At 44.3% G+C, this 17199-nt stretch carries 16 protein-coding genes and 2 tRNA genes; 9 read left to right on the top strand and 9 right to left on the bottom strand.

From position 1 onward, the window contains the following. Positions 1–33: 33 nt before the first annotated feature. On the top strand, positions 34–1479 hold the full coding sequence (locus ACO06Y_RS22780; protein WP_422081363.1) for a T9SS type B sorting domain-containing protein: 1446 nt from the start codon (positions 34–36) through the stop codon (positions 1477–1479). A gap of 53 nt (positions 1480–1532) precedes the next feature. Here ACO06Y_RS22780 and ACO06Y_RS22775 read toward each other — a convergent pair whose 3' ends face one another. Both ACO06Y_RS22775 and ACO06Y_RS22770 read right to left on the bottom strand, forming a co-directional pair. Continuing rightward, entirely contained in the window at positions 1533–3038 is a 1506-nt protein-coding gene (locus ACO06Y_RS22775; protein ID WP_422081362.1) for an OmpP1/FadL family transporter, read from the bottom strand. 42 nt (positions 3039–3080) lie between these two features. Continuing rightward, positions 3081–4406, bottom strand: coding sequence for a hypothetical protein (locus ACO06Y_RS22770; protein WP_422081361.1), 1326 nt, complete (start codon positions 4404–4406; stop codon positions 3081–3083). Positions 4407–4498: 92 nt separating this feature from the next. Between ACO06Y_RS22770 and proS the strand changes: the two genes are divergently transcribed. The 5 genes from proS to ACO06Y_RS22745 all read left to right on the top strand — a co-directional run bounded on the left by proS (position 4499) and on the right by ACO06Y_RS22745 (position 7786). After that, on the top strand, positions 4499–5974 hold the full coding sequence (gene proS, locus ACO06Y_RS22765; protein WP_422081360.1) for a proline--tRNA ligase: 1476 nt from the start codon (positions 4499–4501) through the stop codon (positions 5972–5974). A gap of 107 nt (positions 5975–6081) precedes the next feature. Continuing rightward, positions 6082–6153, top strand: a tRNA-Glu gene (locus tag ACO06Y_RS22760). Positions 6154–6220: 67 nt separating this feature from the next. Next, a tRNA-Glu gene (locus tag ACO06Y_RS22755) sits at positions 6221–6292 on the top strand. Between the two features lie 46 nt (positions 6293–6338). Further along, on the top strand, positions 6339–6590 hold the full coding sequence (rpsT, locus tag ACO06Y_RS22750; protein ID WP_422081359.1) for a 30S ribosomal protein S20: 252 nt from the start codon (positions 6339–6341) through the stop codon (positions 6588–6590). A gap of 200 nt (positions 6591–6790) precedes the next feature. Then, positions 6791–7786 carry a fasciclin domain-containing protein gene (locus ACO06Y_RS22745; RefSeq protein WP_422081358.1) on the top strand — a complete coding sequence of 332 codons (996 nt, stop codon included), beginning with the start codon at positions 6791–6793 and terminating at the stop codon, positions 7784–7786. A gap of 45 nt (positions 7787–7831) precedes the next feature. Here ACO06Y_RS22745 and ACO06Y_RS22740 read toward each other — a convergent pair whose 3' ends face one another. Both ACO06Y_RS22740 and rho read right to left on the bottom strand, forming a co-directional pair. Beyond that, a complete protein-coding gene (locus ACO06Y_RS22740; protein ID WP_422081357.1) occupies positions 7832–8590 on the bottom strand; it encodes a HEAT repeat domain-containing protein in 759 nt (252 codons plus the stop codon). Between the two features lie 82 nt (positions 8591–8672). Continuing rightward, complete coding sequence (gene rho / locus ACO06Y_RS22735) at positions 8673–10235, bottom strand: transcription termination factor Rho (protein ID WP_422081356.1); 1563 nt, start codon at positions 10233–10235, stop codon at positions 8673–8675. A gap of 195 nt (positions 10236–10430) precedes the next feature. Here rho and ACO06Y_RS22730 point away from each other — a divergent pair, with 195 nt between their 5' ends. Beyond that, entirely contained in the window at positions 10431–10841 is a 411-nt protein-coding gene (locus ACO06Y_RS22730; RefSeq protein WP_422081355.1) for a DUF4293 domain-containing protein, read from the top strand. Positions 10842–10914: 73 nt separating this feature from the next. Here ACO06Y_RS22730 and ACO06Y_RS22725 read toward each other — a convergent pair whose 3' ends face one another. The 4 genes from ACO06Y_RS22725 to ACO06Y_RS22710 form a co-directional block, all read right to left on the bottom strand. Beyond that, positions 10915–11376: an SRPBCC domain-containing protein gene (locus tag ACO06Y_RS22725; RefSeq protein WP_422081354.1), complete on the bottom strand. Its 462-nt coding sequence runs from the start codon at positions 11374–11376 to the stop codon at positions 10915–10917. Continuing rightward, positions 11373–11720, bottom strand: a complete 348-nt coding sequence (locus ACO06Y_RS22720; protein WP_422081353.1) for an ArsR/SmtB family transcription factor — start codon at positions 11718–11720, stop codon at positions 11373–11375. Before ACO06Y_RS22720 ends, ACO06Y_RS22725 begins: the two co-directional genes overlap by 4 nt. 100 nt (positions 11721–11820) lie before the next feature. Next, on the bottom strand, positions 11821–13245 hold the full coding sequence (locus ACO06Y_RS22715) for an alkaline phosphatase D family protein (protein ID WP_422081352.1): 1425 nt from the start codon (positions 13243–13245) through the stop codon (positions 11821–11823). A 59-nt stretch (positions 13246–13304) separates the two neighbouring features. Next, positions 13305–13799, bottom strand: a complete 495-nt coding sequence (locus tag ACO06Y_RS22710; RefSeq protein WP_422081351.1) for a metallophosphoesterase family protein — start codon at positions 13797–13799, stop codon at positions 13305–13307. A gap of 102 nt (positions 13800–13901) precedes the next feature. Between ACO06Y_RS22710 and truA the strand changes: the two genes are divergently transcribed. Both truA and ACO06Y_RS22700 read left to right on the top strand, forming a co-directional pair. Further along, the gene (truA, locus tag ACO06Y_RS22705; RefSeq protein ID WP_422081350.1) at positions 13902–14675 is read left to right on the top strand and encodes a tRNA pseudouridine(38-40) synthase TruA; all 774 of its coding nucleotides are present in this window, start codon (positions 13902–13904) and stop codon (positions 14673–14675) included. Beyond that, a complete protein-coding gene (locus tag ACO06Y_RS22700) occupies positions 14647–16413 on the top strand; it encodes an ABC transporter ATP-binding protein (RefSeq protein WP_422081349.1) in 1767 nt (588 codons plus the stop codon). Before truA ends, ACO06Y_RS22700 begins: the two co-directional genes overlap by 29 nt. On the opposite strand, the gene ACO06Y_RS22695 is transcribed toward ACO06Y_RS22700, so the two are convergent. Then, entirely contained in the window at positions 16414–17199 is a 786-nt protein-coding gene (locus tag ACO06Y_RS22695) for a diadenylate cyclase (protein WP_422081348.1), read from the bottom strand.

Genomic DNA, 17199 nt, shown 5'->3' with positions numbered 1-17199 from the left:
GTGATCAATAGTGTAACGTAAGCCCCATACCCCATGCGAACACTTTTTTTTGCTATTTGTGCCCTGTTTCTAACTACTTTGGAAATACGAGCACAAAACTCACCGGATTGTAGAACCGCTATTCCTGTGTGTGCCGATCAAGGCCCTTTATTCTTTGAGGCGGACGGTAGTGGGGACATCGATGATTTTGACCCCGATGTTATCCGAAGATCAGGTTGTTTGGAAAAAGGAAGTGTAGCCTCGGCAAATATTGAGAACAATACCTCTTGGTTCGTGTTCAGGGCCGGAACCGGTGGACAAGTAGGTTTTGACATTGAAGCCTTGCCCGTAGGGGGTTCCGGAACGGTTACCGCAGAGTGGGATTTTGCCGTTTATGGTCCGGATGTGGACTGTACGGCTATAAGCAATGGTACAGCGGAACCTATTCGCTGTAACTATGAGGTAAATGACACGAATTTTACGGGAATTGGGGTAAATCCGGAAAACGGACAGCAGGGCGCTCCTTTTTTGGTGGGCAGTCAAAATACCTATGATGAATGGTTGGATGTACAACCTGGCGAAATCTATTATATCCTTATCAATAATTTCAACACCAATTTTGATGGAGATCCGGAACCTTATTCCATTACGTTCACCGGTACATCCGTAGAGGATGACCAAAATACGGCGCTGGATTGTACGTTGCGTGATGAGTTTCTGGGACTGGATATCATTGCCTGCGAAGGTGACCCCGATATTACGCTCAGTGCTTTGAACTCTCCCGCAGGAGCCGATATTGCCAATGTGGCTTGGACCGTGGACTACGAGGATGATGGGGTTATCGACGATACCCTAACGGGTACTGGGCCATTCGGAGCCGAATTGATCGTTGCCAGTCCAAATTCAGGACGCTATTTTGCAGAAATCACAACGATTACGGGTACGCCCCCAACCGTTGCCGACGTTGGAGGGATTCTTATAACATTTTATGGGATTCCCGTATTGGATCGGGTAGAAATCCTAGATACGAATTTGTCCGAAGATCCGGATATGAACAATATTGAAATTTTTGTAGATGGGGACGGGGATTACGAATATGCCATAAACGGGGGCGAGTTTCAGGACGACCCGGTTTTCCGGGATATTCCTCCAGGCTTAAATACATTGATCATCAATGATAAGAATGGATGTGGTACCACGGAACCCTTGGAGTTCCTGGTGGTAGGATACCCTAAATTCTTTACGCCCAACGGGGATGGAATTCATGATGCTTGGAATGTACTCGGAATTGAGACTTTGACTGATCCGGCGGTATTTATATTTGACCGTTATGGAAAACTTTTGAAGCAATTGAATGCCGCTACGATTGGATGGGATGGTACTTTTAATGGTAGACCCATGCCCTCATCGGATTATTGGTTTAGGTTTGAGTACTCCGAGGAAGAGGAAGGGTTGGTCGTCGCAAAGACGAGAAAAGCTCATTTTACGTTAAAGCGATAAAAAAATGGCGGTCAAATGACCGCCATAATTAGCATAACTAATTCTTATACTTCTTAAAAATTCAAGGTAAAGCCTAAGGTCACGTTGGTGTTTAACCTGTTCACGGCAGCAGGGGTCGTTAGGCCCGTATCAAAAAGAAATTCCGCTACATCCCGTTCCGTTCTGCTCACGGCAAGGTCAAGTCTGCTGGCCCCAAAAGTATAGCCTATACCTCCGGATATTCCTTCCAGGTCTCCAATGATATTTCCATCTTCATACGGACTTTGTTCAAAGCGGTACCCACCCCTAAGGCTAAATCGCTCTATTCTATATTCACCTCCGACCCTAAAGGAGGAAACGGTACCCAATTGATTTGAAATATCCGTGTTTACCACCGAAAAGTTAGGGTCGCTGTTAGGTCTTAGTTCAGCTTCGGACATATCTTGATAACCATAGTCAAAACTCAATAATCCGTTCTTCCCGAAAACCACGGCCAAACTTCCCGTAATCTTTCCCGGGGTCTTTACTCTGTATACCTCGAATAGATTGACTACGTTGAAATTAATAAAGTTGATATCGTCATCGGCAAGGTCGGAATTGATCCGTTGGGAAAAATCATCCGTCAATCGGTACCATGTAGGGGATTGATAACTTCCGCCGATCCGGATGAAATCGTTCAATTTTGCAATGGCCCCCAAGCTGAACGAAAATCCGGTGCCTTCGGTATGTAAAAGATTGTCAAAAGTGGTGAACTGGATTTCGGAATCGGGATCGTATCCATTTTCGGTAAACTGGTCGTACCTATCATAGACCAAATTGTGGAAATTCAATGAAGCGCCCAAGTAGAGGATCTCCCTATACTGGGAACCGAAATTCAAGGTAAATCGGCTATTATAACCCGAAGTACTTCTTAAAAATTCCTGGTTAACGGTACTGTAGTCCGCATTGCGTACATAGGTTGTGTTATCATCCTCCAATTCCGTTGGGTCTATTATTCCTCCATAGTAGCCCAAAAATGCCTGCTGGTCGGTAAAACCTTGCACGGCTCCTATATCCAGATAGGCTTCCTCCAAGAACTCACCATCCTGTAGCAATATTGAACCGAAAGGAACACCCTGTGCAAAATCCAGAAAGTAGTTATCTATACCTTGATTGCTGTTACCCGAGACGAAAAACTCGTTGTCAAAATTTTCCACGACATCATAATTGACCGCAAGCGAGAATTTTTTCCAATCGGCATCCGAACTGGTATTTTTGAAAACAAATACACCTCCCAATTGATTTAGGTCTACATCATGGCTTTCCGTTCTATTGACCCCATTAAAATAGCTTGCCTCGTTGTCCATGGTATAATGGGTACCGGAAACCGAAAATAGACTATTGTTAAAAACCGCTGAACCGGCAGGATTGGTATTTAGGGCAGATAAGTCCCCCCCCAGAGCTCCAAAGGCTCCGCCCATTGCCTGAAAACGGGCGGTTCCCTGAATATTCTCCATACTGTAGCGCAATACATCGCTAATGTTCTGGGCACTGGTTACTGCACATGCCAATAGCATGATGAAAGTTAAATGACTTTTCATGATCGAAAATTTTGTACTAAAGTTCTTGATGATTTTATGGGCTTAATTTCTTCTACCTCCACCACTTCTACCTGAAGATCGACCGCCTCCCGAAGACCGACCACCACCTGAAGATCTATATGATCCCCCAGAGCTTCTGTAGCTTCCCCCGGAGCTTCTGGAACTACCTCCGGAGCGATAGCTTCCACTACTCCTAGAGCTTGAACTTCGGCTTCCTGAAGAGCGATAGCTTCCTGTTCTAGGAGACGAACTCCTATAGGACTGGTTGCTTCTAGAGCTTGAACCTCGATAGGCACTGCTACTTCTCGTACGGCTTCCCGAGCTACTATAACCGGAACTTCTAGGTGCGGTAGTTCTGGATCCGCTCCTGTAGGTACCATTTCTGGCCGTTCCATTTCTATAGCTTTGGCTTCTGGAAGAGCTATTGTATCTGGGTACGGCACGTGTACTTCTACTGGTCCTGTATGCTCTATTTCTGTCTACGCTAACCGTTCTTCTTCCCGTAGTTCCACTTCTATAATTTCTTGAGTTCCTCGTCGCACCGTTTCGCGTTACAGCGGATCGAGACCTTGTCGTATTGTTTCTGTATCGGGGAGATGTACCTCTGGTCCTAACATTGGAGGTCCTACTTCGCAAATCTGTCCTGCCCGTACCGGCAATGGCATTCCTATTATAGTAGCCACGTCTACCCCTGTTAAGGGCAAAGCTTCTGTTACGACCATAGTAGCCGCCCCAACCCCAGTTGTTCCAGCCCCAGCCGCCGCCCCAACCCCAGTTGTTCCAGCCCCAGCCCCAGCCGCCGCCCCAGCCCCAGCGATTCCATCTCCATGGGTTGTTCCAGCCCCAGCCCCAGCCGCCGCCCCAGCCCCAGCCGTTCCAGAGCCATGGGTCGTTCCAGCCCCAGCCGAAGCCTCCGCCCCAGCCCCAGGCACCGCCCCAACCCCAGTTATTATCGTAAACATTGATGTTTACACTGGTGGCATTGTCTCCCCATCCTGCATAACCTACATAATCATTTTCGTTATTGTCAAAATAGTCGGTCAATTGGTCTTGGTCGGCTATACTGTCATTTTCTATGGTACTATAGGCGTCAATATCCGTAAAAATCTCATCCTCCAGAATTTGCTCTACCTGATCCGCCTTTAGCCCAAAGTAATCCGCATAGGTGTTGTTTTCCTTCTGTTTTTTGACAGACCTGCTTTGCTGTGGGTTTTTTTCAACAACACGGACATTGTCACTGGTATAAATGCCATCATTGTCGTAGTAGGAAGCCTGTTGATAAGATCCACAGGAAACAACCAAAAAACCGATAATCATGGCGTAGGCCAATGGGTATATTTTGCGGTGGGGTAGAGAACGTATCATCATAGTAATTTTAATTGTTGGACATATTAAAAATAACTAGTTTTACCGAATTATTTTGCTTACACAAGCACAAGTTTTGTGCCAAACTACGGATAATGGGTAAAAATTTGACAAAGCGAAGCGATGATTATTCCAAATGGTATAACGAACTGGTCATAAAGGCTGATTTGGCCGAAAACTCGGGAGTTAGGGGATGTATGGTCATTAAACCCTATGGTTTTGCCATTTGGGAGAAAATGCAAGCCGGATTGGACAAGATGTTCAAGGAAACGGGACATGAGAATGCCTACTTTCCATTGTTTATACCTAAATCCTATTTAAGCAAAGAGGCCAGCCATGTAGAGGGATTTGCCAAGGAGTGCGCCGTAGTTACGCATTATAGGTTGAAAAATGCGGAGGACGGAAGCGGAATCGTAGTGGATCCCGAGGCGCGTTTGGAGGAAGAGCTCATCGTGAGGCCCACATCCGAAACCATTATTTGGGATACCTATAGAAAATGGATTCAATCGTATCGGGATCTGCCGCTCCTCATAAATCAATGGGCCAACGTCGTACGATGGGAGATGCGGACACGATTGTTTTTACGTACGGCCGAGTTTCTTTGGCAGGAGGGACATACGGCTCATGAAACCGAGAAAGAAGCGATAGAGGAGGCAGAGAAAATCATGCACTTATATGCCGAATTTGTCGAAGGGCATATGGCCGTACCGGTCATAAAGGGGATTAAAACCGAGAGCGAACGCTTTGCAGGGGCCGTGGAGACCTATTGTATAGAGGCGTTGATGCAAGATGGCAGGGCACTTCAGGCGGGAACATCCCATTTTCTAGGACAGAATTTTGCCAAGGCCTTTGATGTAAAATTTGCTACTAGGGACGGAAAACAGGAACACGTATGGGCGACGTCCTGGGGTGTATCCACCCGACTCATGGGGGCATTGGTCATGACCCATAGCGATGATAACGGACTTGTCCTCCCCCCTAAATTGGCACCTATTCAAGTGGTAATCGTACCCATTTATAAGGGAATAGCGCAATTGGAAGCCATTTCCGAAAAAGTTGAGCCCTTGGTAAAAGAGTTGCGCAGCAAGGGAATATCGGTGAAGTATGACAACCGGGATACCCATAAACCGGGCTTTAAATTCAACGAATACGAATTAAAAGGGGTACCGGTACGTTTGGCCATCGGTCAGCGCGATATGGACAACGGCACCTATGAAGTGGCACGTAGGGATACTTTGGAAAAGGAGACTATTGCCATGGATGAGGTGGGTTCCAAAATCGAGTTCCTGCTGGAAGATATCCAGAAGAACATCTATCAAAAAGCATTGGAATTTAGGACGGGACATATTACGGAGGTAGATTCCTATGACGAGTTCAAAACCGTTTTGGAGGAAAAGGGCGGGTTTATCCTGGCCCATTGGGATGGTACTTTGGAGACCGAAGACCGTATTAAGGAAGAGACCAAGGCCACAATTCGCTGTATCCCTATTGACGCAAAGGCAGAGGCAGGAAATTGCATGGTTACCGGCAAGCCTTCCTCTAAAAGAGTACTGTTCGCCAAGGCCTATTAAACCGGCAAAAAATAAGAATCAGTAGTTGCGATAGTTAAAAATAATTGTATTTTTGCACCCGCTTGAATGGTATTATTACCATAAAAGTTTGCATTTTTGCATTAAATGGCCCGTTCGTCTAGGGGTTAGGACGCCAGGTTTTCATCCTGGTAACAGGGGTTCGATTCCCCTACGGGCTACAAGGTTTAATGGATACGGAATTGGGGAATATTAAGAACTGAATATTTTTAGTTTCCCCTCTGATTAGGCCCGTTCGTCTAGGGGTTAGGACGCCAGGTTTTCATCCTGGTAACAGGGGTTCGATTCCCCTACGGGCTACTTAAAAGCATAGGCAACGGCCTAAAACATTATAATATAGTTAAAAATGGCAAATCATAAGTCTGCATTAAAGAGAATACGAAGAAATGAGGCGGTTCGTTTAAGAAATAGGTATCAGCACAAGACCACGCGTAACGCCATTAAGAAATTGCGTGCGGTAGAGAAGAAAAAGGATGCGGAAGCCATGTTACCAGGTGTGGTCAGTATGATCGATAGGTTGGCCAAGCGAAATATCATTCATGCCAATAAGGCCGCTAACTTGAAGAGTAAGTTGGCCAAGCACGTGGCTGCTCTTTAAGATTTTTATCTTAAAATACATATGGAACAACGCCCTTTCAAAGGGCGTTTTTTTGTTTCCAAGACCCATCTGAATTCACTTTAAAGTTGTTTAAGGTCGATACTGCCTTACACTCTCCATTATGTTAAAATTTTTATCATAGAGGCAACTCTTAACACATTTTTTAATCTATACTATTAAATGTATTTAAAATGTATACTATGAAAAAGTACCTCAAATCACAAAGTATTCTTCTCCTTTTTGTATTTGCTATTATGGCCGTATCCTGTCTAAACGATGACAATGGCGGTATTCAAAGGCCTGAGGAAAATATCGCGGACATTGTAAAGGGAATAGACGATTTATCACTTTTGGAGTCGGCTCTGGAGCGAGCGGATTTGGTTTCCGGCTTGGAGGAATTAGGCTCTTTTACGTTATTGGCACCCAATAACAACGCCTTGAGCACTTTTTTGGAGAACAATGATTTTGCCGATATAGATGCCGTACCTGTGGATGTCCTTAGGCAGCTGTTGTTGAACCATGTGTTACGTGGAGAGTTTCGTTCCAGCAATTTGGTAGGCGTATCAGGATATGTGGAGACGCTTGCGTCCGGCCCTATTACAGATACAAGATTAAACATGTATGCTGACGGCACGGATGGTATTGGCTTCAACAATATGGCAAAAGTCGCCCAAGGCGGCCGGGACATTACAGCTTCTAACGGCTCTATCCATATTGTTGATGCGGTGATAGAGCTACCCACTTTGGCAACGTTTGTATTGGCGGATTCCAATTTTAGGGATTTGGAAACAGCTTTGACCGCCGCTACTCCCTCAGTAGATTACATTACGCTATTATCGGAAACAGGCTTGCATACTTTATTCGCTCCATTGGATACCGCCTTTGATGCACTTTTGTCCGGAAATCCGGACTGGAATTCCCTTGATGATATTAATGAGGACTTGTTAAATGCGGTATTGTCACATCACGTTATTGGTGGGGCCAACATTGTTTCTACGGATATAGAAAACAATGAGGAATCTCCGGCAACTCTAGAAGGGGATGTTCTTACCTTTATCATTACGGGTAACAACACCATATTGATTACCGACGGTAGCGGTAATACGGATACAGCGATAACCGCTGCGGATATTCAGGCGACGAATGGCGTTTTACATGCTATTAACAGGGTGATGATCCCCGATACCGAAAACTAGTTTTTTACAGGGTAGAGGACAAAAGGGCGCAAAAGGCGCCCTTCTTCAACTAAAGTTTTGGTCTATATAGGTAATGACCTGTTGTTGCGAAAAAAAGGCAAACTTCGCATAACGGTGGTGGACGTCCACTATTTCATCCAGGGCCGATCTAACAAGTTCCGTATCCTCCCAGGTTTTCAATGCGCCTATTACGGTTTCAAGGCACCCTTTTTTGTAGGCAATTTGCCCAAGCACATGGATAAGTGTATTGCGCACACGCAAGGTTTTATCATGCTGTAATTTTTCCAAAAGAGGCAGGATATCCTGAGGGTGCGTACGTCCCCTTAACTCAATACCATGGCAGATTTCCCGCCGTATTTCCTTGTCCGGATGCTCCAGATAGTTTTTGGCCCATTTGAGTGTGGGTGTAGGATTTTTTGCCGCCATTTTCTTTACGGAACCAATTACCGCATTCCGCACGGAATGGTGATCGTCGAACAGGCCTACTTCAAAGAATTGCCGTACCACCTCAAAGTTTTGCATACCGATTTCCCCTGCGGTATTTATGGTCGTTTGCCTGATCTTTGGGTTATCGGACTTCAACAATATGTCAAGGATTTCCAAGATTTTTGTTCGGACTTCCTCGGTAGTTCTATATAATTTGCCAATGGACAGATATGCCGTTTTTCTAATATAGGTGTCCTCATCGGAGAAATAAGGATGGATCCCATTGAGTTGGGTACTTGATACGGCCTCGTAAATTTCCCTGTTTATGGTATTCACCAATTGTACCCGTTCCGATTTGGACAAATCATAAAAACCCATTCCACTTGGTTTAATACGCTTAATGCACAAACAAAAAACCCGATGACGCAGGTCATCGGGTCTTATCTCTTCAATTGGAAACCTATTGATTCATGGTCATCAAGAATTCCTCATTGTTCTTGGTCTGTTTTATACGCTGCTCCAAAAATTCCATGGCCTCGATAGGGTTCATGTCGGCCAGATACTTTCGCAAGATCCACATACGTTGAATGGAGTTTTCGTCCAACAAAAGATCGTCCCTTCGGGTAGACGAAGAAACCAAGTCTATGGCCGGGAATATTCTACGGTTCGAAATACGCCTATCCAGTTGCAGTTCCATATTACCGGTTCCCTTAAATTCCTCAAAGATTACTTCGTCCATCTTGGAACCGGTCTCGGTAAGGGCCGTCGCAATGATGGAAAGAGATCCACCGCCCTCAATATTACGGGCAGCTCCAAAGAATCGTTTGGGTTTGTGCAGCGCGTTGGCATCCACACCACCGCTCAATACCTTTCCGGAAGCAGGTTGCACAGTATTATAGGCACGTGCCAGACGGGTGATGGAATCTAAAAGTATCACAACATCATGCCCACATTCTACCAAGCGCTTTGCCTTTTCCAGTACAATATTGGCTACCCGTACGTGTTCCGTGGCTTCCTTGTCAAAGGTAGAGGCCACCACTTCGCCCTGAACGTTACGCTGCATATCGGTAACTTCCTCAGGTCGTTCATCGATCAGCAATATAATTTGATAAACCTCGGGATGGTTTGCCGCAATAGCATTGGCAATATCCTTGAGCAACATGGTTTTCCCTGTTTTGGGCTGGGAAACAATCATGCCACGTTGTCCCTTACCGATAGGGGAGAACAGGTCTATAATGCGTGTGGAAATGTTGCTTTGGCGCTCGGCCAACTTGAATTTCTCCTGCGGGAACAAGGGGGTCAAGTGTTCAAAGGAAACCCGATCGCGAACCACTTGAGGGTCAATACCATTTATTTTGTTCACTTTGATCAATGGAAAATATTTCTCCCCTTCCTTTGGTGGGCGAACATTCCCCAAGACCGTATCCCCGGTCTTAAGACCAAATAATCGTATTTGCGATTGGGAGACATAAATATCGTCCGGGGAGGATAAATAATTGTAATCCGAAGACCGCAAGAAACCATAACCATCTTGCATAATGTCCAAAACCCCTTCGCTTTCAATAATGCTATCGAACTCAAATTCTGGTTCTTTATACCTATTTTTTAAGTCCTTATCAAAATTGCTGTTCCGCTTGTCTTGGCCGTTCTTTTGATGATGAGGATTCTTTTTGTTCTGGTTTTTATGTTGAGAGGCGGATTTTTGTTGGTCCTTTCTGGGCTGATTACCGTTTGTATTTCGTTGCTGATTATCGTTCTTGGTATGCTCCGAAGGATTTTGGGGAGTGTTCTCCTGCTTCTCTTCTTTGGGTCTTTCTTGGGACACCCGTGCCCTTTTCGGTTTTTCAGGGGGGGCTACTGTGGCGACTTCGGCGGCTGCTTTAGGGTTGGAAGCTTGTAGGTCCAGGATTTGGTAGACTAGATCCAATTTTTTTAAAGTCTTGAATTTAGGGACGTTAAGTCCTTTCGCAATTTCCTGAAGCTCAGGAAGCTTTTTCGATTTTAAATCTGAAATCTCAAACATTAAATAAAGTATAAATTATACGTTTTAGAATGGTAGCAAGAAGTGTATTGTTATCTGGGTATTACTCGGGAAAGATTTCCCTGCTGGTAAGTGCTATAACTAATAACGCCACAATAATACAAATTATTTTCAACAATTGAAGGATAAATTTTAAAAAGACCCTTATTTTTGCAAGCCCGTAACGTGCTGAAGACAATGATACAACGTATACAGACTGTTTATCTTTTTGTCGTAATCCTTCTGGGAGCTGTCCTGCCTTTTTGGGTCAACCTTTGGTCGGATAGTGGGGGCAATGAAATTTTTGCCCGGGACGAAGTATGGATTTCCCTGGTGTTCTATGGTTCATCCATCTTGGCCTTAATAGCTATATTGCTTTTTAAAAATAGAAAGAATCAATTTGTGGTTAACAGATTGAACATAATATTGAATCTTTTTTTACTGGGATTTTTCGTGTATCGATCGCTAAATTTATCCGGAGAGGCCTTGGTCTCGGAGAAGGGTATTGGGATGTTGATTCCTGTATTTTCTATCGTTTTTCTGGTCCTGGCCAACAGGGCCATCAAAAAGGATGAAGATCTTGTAAAATCTGTGGATCGTTTACGTTGAACCTAACATCTTAGTAGTATTAGTGTGTAAGACCCTGGATCTGTTCCAGGGTCTTTTACATATATGGATTTTTTCATTTGGATGCGGTCACATAGCTGTCCAAACGATCGAACGTGGAGCCCCAACCATTGTAAAAGCCCATTTTTTCCTGTTGTTTGCAATATTCCTCGGTGGCATGTAGTACATGAAAAGTAAAGTTGGTCGTATCCCCATTTTCTTCAAAAAGGATATGTAATTCCACATTTTCCGTCATAGGTTTAAAATCCGCAGAGGTCACTATCTTTTCAAATTCAACGATTTCCGAATAGACACCTTCGGTAATGAACTCGCTCCCATCCGGCATTTGCATACGATACTTCCATCGGCCACCGACATGAAAATTGTGTTCGATTACTTCGGTTCCCATCCCTTTGGGTCCCCACCAGTTAACAATATGCTCTGGTTGTGTCCACGCTTGCCATACGAGGGCCAAAGGTGCCTTAAAGGTTCTTTCTATGGTCAGGGTTCGATTTTTTGCTTCGTCCAGTTTACTCATCTTTTTGGTTTTTGGGCCTCCCTATCGGGTAGGCGGGTTTGTAGTTGCATTAAATAATCTTCAAAGGAATCCAGTTTGTCCTCCCAGAGTTTTTTGTATTGATCGACCCACAAAAATGCCGGGATAAGGCTTTTTGGCCGTATTTGACAATAGCGTTCCCGTCCCTGTTTATGGATGGTAACGAGCCCACATTCCTGCAGTATCTTGAGATGCTTGGAAATAGCAGGTCGGCTTACATCAAATTTTTCGGCCACGGAATTTACCGTAAGTGTCCGTTCCGCCAGTAGCTGAATAATATCTCGCCGTACGGGATCCGCAATGGCTTGAAAAACGTCTCTTCGCATATTAAGTAACTATTCGGTTACTAATATATATGAAACCATTCGGTTACACAAATTTTTTTATCAAAAAAATCATGAAGGCGCTTTTTGGCAGAATCGTGTGTTATCGCTTAGCGGATATTTTTTCTTCATGTACCATCACACCATCAACATCATAATGCATAAATGTAATAGTCGGGGTATCACCTTCCCGATAGACCTTGGTAGCTAAAAACCCGCCTTTGACCCGTAAAAACCGATGTTCCGGTTTTACATGATCCGGATTCCATCCCTGCGCGTGGGAATCACTGACGGGCCCTTGACTAAATTCCCGGAGACCTGTTTTGGGATCTACGGAAACGTACTGCCAGTGACGGTCTCCGTTTATTACGAAAACATTGTTATCGGCGAGATATTGGCGTAACCAAGTACCTTCTGTTTCGAACGAGGCATTGGAATGATTATCGAATTTGCCTTTTGGGCGATCGGGACCTACGATCGGGGTTGGGGAAACGAGCACTTTAAAGGTGGCATTCGAGGATTCAACGGTCCGTTTGAACCAATTGATTTGTTCTGCCCCCCATATAGTCTTGTCCTTACCATCCGGAATCTTGTTATCACTTCTAAATTCCCTGCCCTCTACGACCCATAGCTGTAAATCCTTTCCCCAGCGAAAGGTTCTGTAGGGTTTTCCCATTATGGGTACTTGCTCCCTCCAGATCGAAAGTCCATCCTCAAAACTTAATTCACCAAATGGGGATGAATAGGGTGTGGCGTCGTCCTTTAACAGATCATGGTCATCCTTTTGGATATATAAAGGGGTTTGCCTGTAAAAATCCACTAGGGAGGGCCAGGAATTCATGGCGTGCCATTTATGCCTTGCTAGTGAAACCGTGTAGGCCATGGGCCCCGGTTTGTCATAATACACATAATCCCCGGTCTGGCAGTGGAACAAGGGGTTCAATTTTAACATGCTATCGTAAATCTTAAACCCGCGGAGGGAATCGTCGTAGGACCAATAGTATTGGCACGTTGATGATGTGAACAATATAGGGACCGTTTCATTCTTGGATGGTGCCGTGGTAAATTTACCTTTGCTTTGGGTTATAGGCGATCCTTCCCCTTTTCTTCCCTCAATTGTTGCAGTATATGTGGTATTAGATCTTAGTCCCTCAAATTTCTTTTTAAGGGTGAAATCACGGTAAACGGAAACGTACGTCCAGTCGGTTTCGATGAGGGTGTCCTTGGACTGCAATTGTATTCTTACCTGACCAAAGGCGCCTTCCACGGCCCCTTCCATCTTGTGTACGGGAGCGTTGTTATCAAAATCTATCGGGCTTTTAAACGGGGCCTCTTTTTGTTTGTGATGAACGGCTACCGGTTTGGAGGCTTTACACAGGCGTGTCAAAAGGACTGCCGATGTATCGGTTACTTCACCAATCTTATACCCCGTTGTGAAGTATACGTGATCGGTAGTTCCCTGGGCCTTAATATTTTGGCAAGGCGATGAGATAAAATAAAGGGCGAAAAGTAAAATCTTGTTTTTCATTTTGGGATGTACATATTCTTTGTTGCAATACTAAATGTATCCCTAAAACTAAACCAAATCTATCGCTTGCCCAATTCCACTACCTCCAAATCCTTAATATTATCCCCATCTATTGCAAAGCGCAACATAGTCCGTACTTGATGGAATCCATGTCTCCCACAGGCCCCGGGATTCATATGGAGTACGCCAAGGGTCTTATCCATCATGACCTTAAGAATATGGGAATGGCCACAAATAAACAATTTGGGCGGATTTTCCTGAATCTTCTTCCGCGTTCGGGGATTATATTTTGGGGGATAGCCTCCGATATGGGTCATGTAAACATCCACTCCTTCGCATTTAAACCGATTGTCCAGCGGAAATTCCTTTTGGATGATTGCATCATCAATATTACCATAGACCGCCTTTAAAGGTCTAAACTTGGCTAGGGTATCCGTTATCTTAAGGCTCCCGATGTCCCCTGCATGCCAAACTTCATCAGCCTGTGCCACATATTTTAAAATGGTAGCGTCCATATAACTATGGGTATCGGATAGCAATAAAATTTTTGTCATTTTTACAGTAAGCCGGATTTTAGGATAATCGGGTAATTCGGACCAGACTTAAGTATCCTTCAATAACCTTTATATTTACCATCACAAAACTAGCATATCCCTTTGAGATATTTCGTTCAATTCTCATACTTTGGAAAAGCGTATCACGGTTGGCAAAGCCAACCTAATGCCCTTACCGTGCAACAGGTTATGGAAGAGGCTTTTTCCACAATCCTAAGATATCCCGTTGAACTGGTGGGTGCCGGACGTACGGATACGGGTGTACATGCCCAACAAATGTTCGCCCATTTTGATGCGGAACCTCTCGCTAGCGCTTCGCAATTGACACATCGATTGAATGCCTATTTACCAGATGATATTGCCGTACAGCAAATCTTTGAAGTACCATCGGATGCCCATGCCCGTTTTGATGCGCTATCCCGCACGTATGCCTATTGGGTCGTCCAGGAAAAGAACCCGTTTTATATGGATTCGGCGTACCATGTGAGACATCCTTTGGCCATTGGATTGATGAACGAAGCTGCCAACCTCTTGTTGGAGTATCGCGATTTTGAATGTTTTTCCAAATCTAATACGGATGTAAAGACCTATTTGTGTACCATCAAGGAAGCCTACTGGCAGAAGAAAAACGACAAATTGGTATTTACCATAACCGCCAACCGTTTTTTACGGAATATGGTACGGGCCATAGTAGGAACGCTGTTGGAAGTAGGTATGGAGCGTTGGACGATAGATGATGTTAATACTATCCTAAAAAGTGGAGATCGACAAAAAGCAGGGCCTTCCGTCCCTGCAAAAGGGTTATATTTGACCACCATTGGCTATCCAAATACGATTGTAAACATCCATGAACCAAGATTCGGGAAAAGCGTTTGATGTTCGCCTTTTTAAACGGTTAATGGCCCACACACGGCCTTATAGGATTACCTTTTACGGGGTTGCCCTGGCCGCCATACTATTGTCTGCCTTTGCCGTGGCCACTCCTATTTTGTTACAGGAAATTATCAATGAAGCGATCAAGAAAAGTGATGCAGGCTATTTATGGTTCCTCACTTGGCTTATGCTCGGGGTCCTACTGGGGCAGGTGATAAGTCAACTTAGCTTCAGTTACTACGCCAATTGGTTGGGGGAATCCGTCATCAAGGATGTGCGTATTAATCTATTCCAACATATGTTGGGCTTCCGGATGAAATATTTCGACAATTCCTCGATCGGGGTTTTAGTGACCCGGGCCGTGGCGGATATGCAGCGTATAGGAGAAATTTTTAGTCAAGGTTTCTTTATGATCGTAGCGGATTTATTGAAAATGTTCGTGGCTGCCGTGGTGATGTTGGTCATCAATTGGAAACTGGCCCTAATTGTTTTTGTCTTACTTCCAATAATCCTATATGCTACCCGTCTTTTTCAAAAAGCAATGAAAGTGGCCTTTACAGAAGTCAGAGCCGAAGTGGCCAATCTCAATTCCTTTGTACAGGAACGCATTACCGGAATGAAGATAGTACAGCTGTTTACCCGTGAGGAGATTGAAGGCAACAAGTTCCGGGAAATCAACAAAAAACATCAGGATGCTTGGCTAAAGACGGTTTGGTACAATTCTATTTTTTTCCCGATTGCCGAGATTGTTTCTTCCATTGCCGTAGGTCTTATCGTCTGGTATGGGGGATTGTTAAATGTGGCCAATATCGGAACAAATGAGTTTGGTACCATTTTCGCTTTTATCCTACTTATTGATATGCTCTTTAGGCCGCTTCGCCAAATAGCGGATAAATTCAATACCCTTCAAATGGGCATGGTGGCCGCAAATCGGGTGTTTGGAATTTTGGATACCCGAAGCCATATTCAAGATGTAGGGGCTATTGTAAAGGAAGATGTGCGTGGTGATATCCGGTTTTCAGAGGTAAGGTTTGGTTATTTGGAAGATGAGGAGGTACTGCACGGTATTTCCTTTGATGTTAAGGCAGGGGAGACCATAGCCATTGTAGGGGCCACCGGAGCCGGAAAATCTACCATTATCAATTTGTTGAACCGCTTCTATGAAATCAATTCAGGAGCTATTTTGGTGGATGGAACGGACATCAAGGATTTTCAATTGGCTTCTTTGCGATCTCATATTGCCGTGGTGCTGCAGGATGTCTTTCTTTTTGCGGATACCATCGCCAATAATATTTCCTTAAAGGATGCCTCAATATCCGTTGAAACCATTGAACAGGCGGCCAAGAAAATTGGAGTACATGAGTTTATCAGTAGTTTGCCGGGAGGATATAGCTATAACGTTAAGGAACGGGGTACCATGCTTTCCAGTGGTCAGCGGCAATTGATAGCATTCCTCAGGGCTTATGTGAGCAACCCGAGCATACTTATCCTGGACGAAGCCACCTCTTCGGTAGATACCTATTCCGAACAATTGATACAGCAGGCCACCGAAAAGATTACCGAGGGCCGTACTTCCATTATTATAGCCCACCGTTTGGCTACCGTAAAAAAAGCTGATAAGATTTTGGTCATGGATGCCGGAAAAATAGTGGAGACCGGAACACATAAAGGGCTGCTTGAAAAAGGCGGATATTACAGTAAACTTTATGAAGCCCAGTTCTTGGCTGAGGAAGTGGCCTAGTTAAATAATATCATCTTTTAGCATTGTGGCCAATTGTGTTAAATCATCAAAATTTACAAATTCCCCATTTTTTATATAGGAGATCATTCCGGTCTCTTCACTAACCACCAAGGCCAAAGCATCCGTCTTTTCGGTAATACCCACTGCAGCGCGATGCCGCAACCCAAAACGCAACGGAATGTTCCTCTCATTGGAAACCGGTAGGATGACCCTTGTAGCTACAATATTATTGTTTTCGATGACCGTGGCGCCATCATGCAAGGGGCTGTTCTTATAAAAAATACTTTCCAAAATAGGCTGGTTTACCTCAATGTACATGGGGTCACCGGAAGATTTTACAAAATCGAGGGAGTTATTTCGGCCAATAACAATAATGGCTCCTGTTTTGGTAGCGGCCATTTTTTCACAGGCACCTAAAATGGAATCTACATCAATACTGGAGGACAATCCCTCTCGTCTTAAAAACTTGAAGTGTCTTATAAAATTACGTTTATTGGCCAAATTCGTAGATCCGATCATTAAGAGGAATTTTCGGATTTCCTGCTGAAAAACTATAATCAAGGCAATGAGTCCCACCTGCATAAACGCCCCTACCATACTACTGATCATTTCCATTCCCAAAAGTTCCGTAAGCTTCCAGAAGGCCCAAACGATAACAATTCCTATAAAAATATTTATGGCTACGGAGCCACGGACCAATTTGTATATGTAGTAGAGGAGAACAGCTACCAAAACAATGTCCAGGATATCGGTTATCTTAAAGTCGATAAAATTCAGAAAATCCAA

The organism is Ulvibacterium sp., assembly GCF_965228935.1.
GTDB lineage: Bacteria > Bacteroidota > Bacteroidia > Flavobacteriales > Flavobacteriaceae > Ulvibacterium.
The sequence above is the reverse complement of the archived record's forward strand: the minus strand, read 5'-3'. Positions and strand labels throughout refer to the sequence as shown.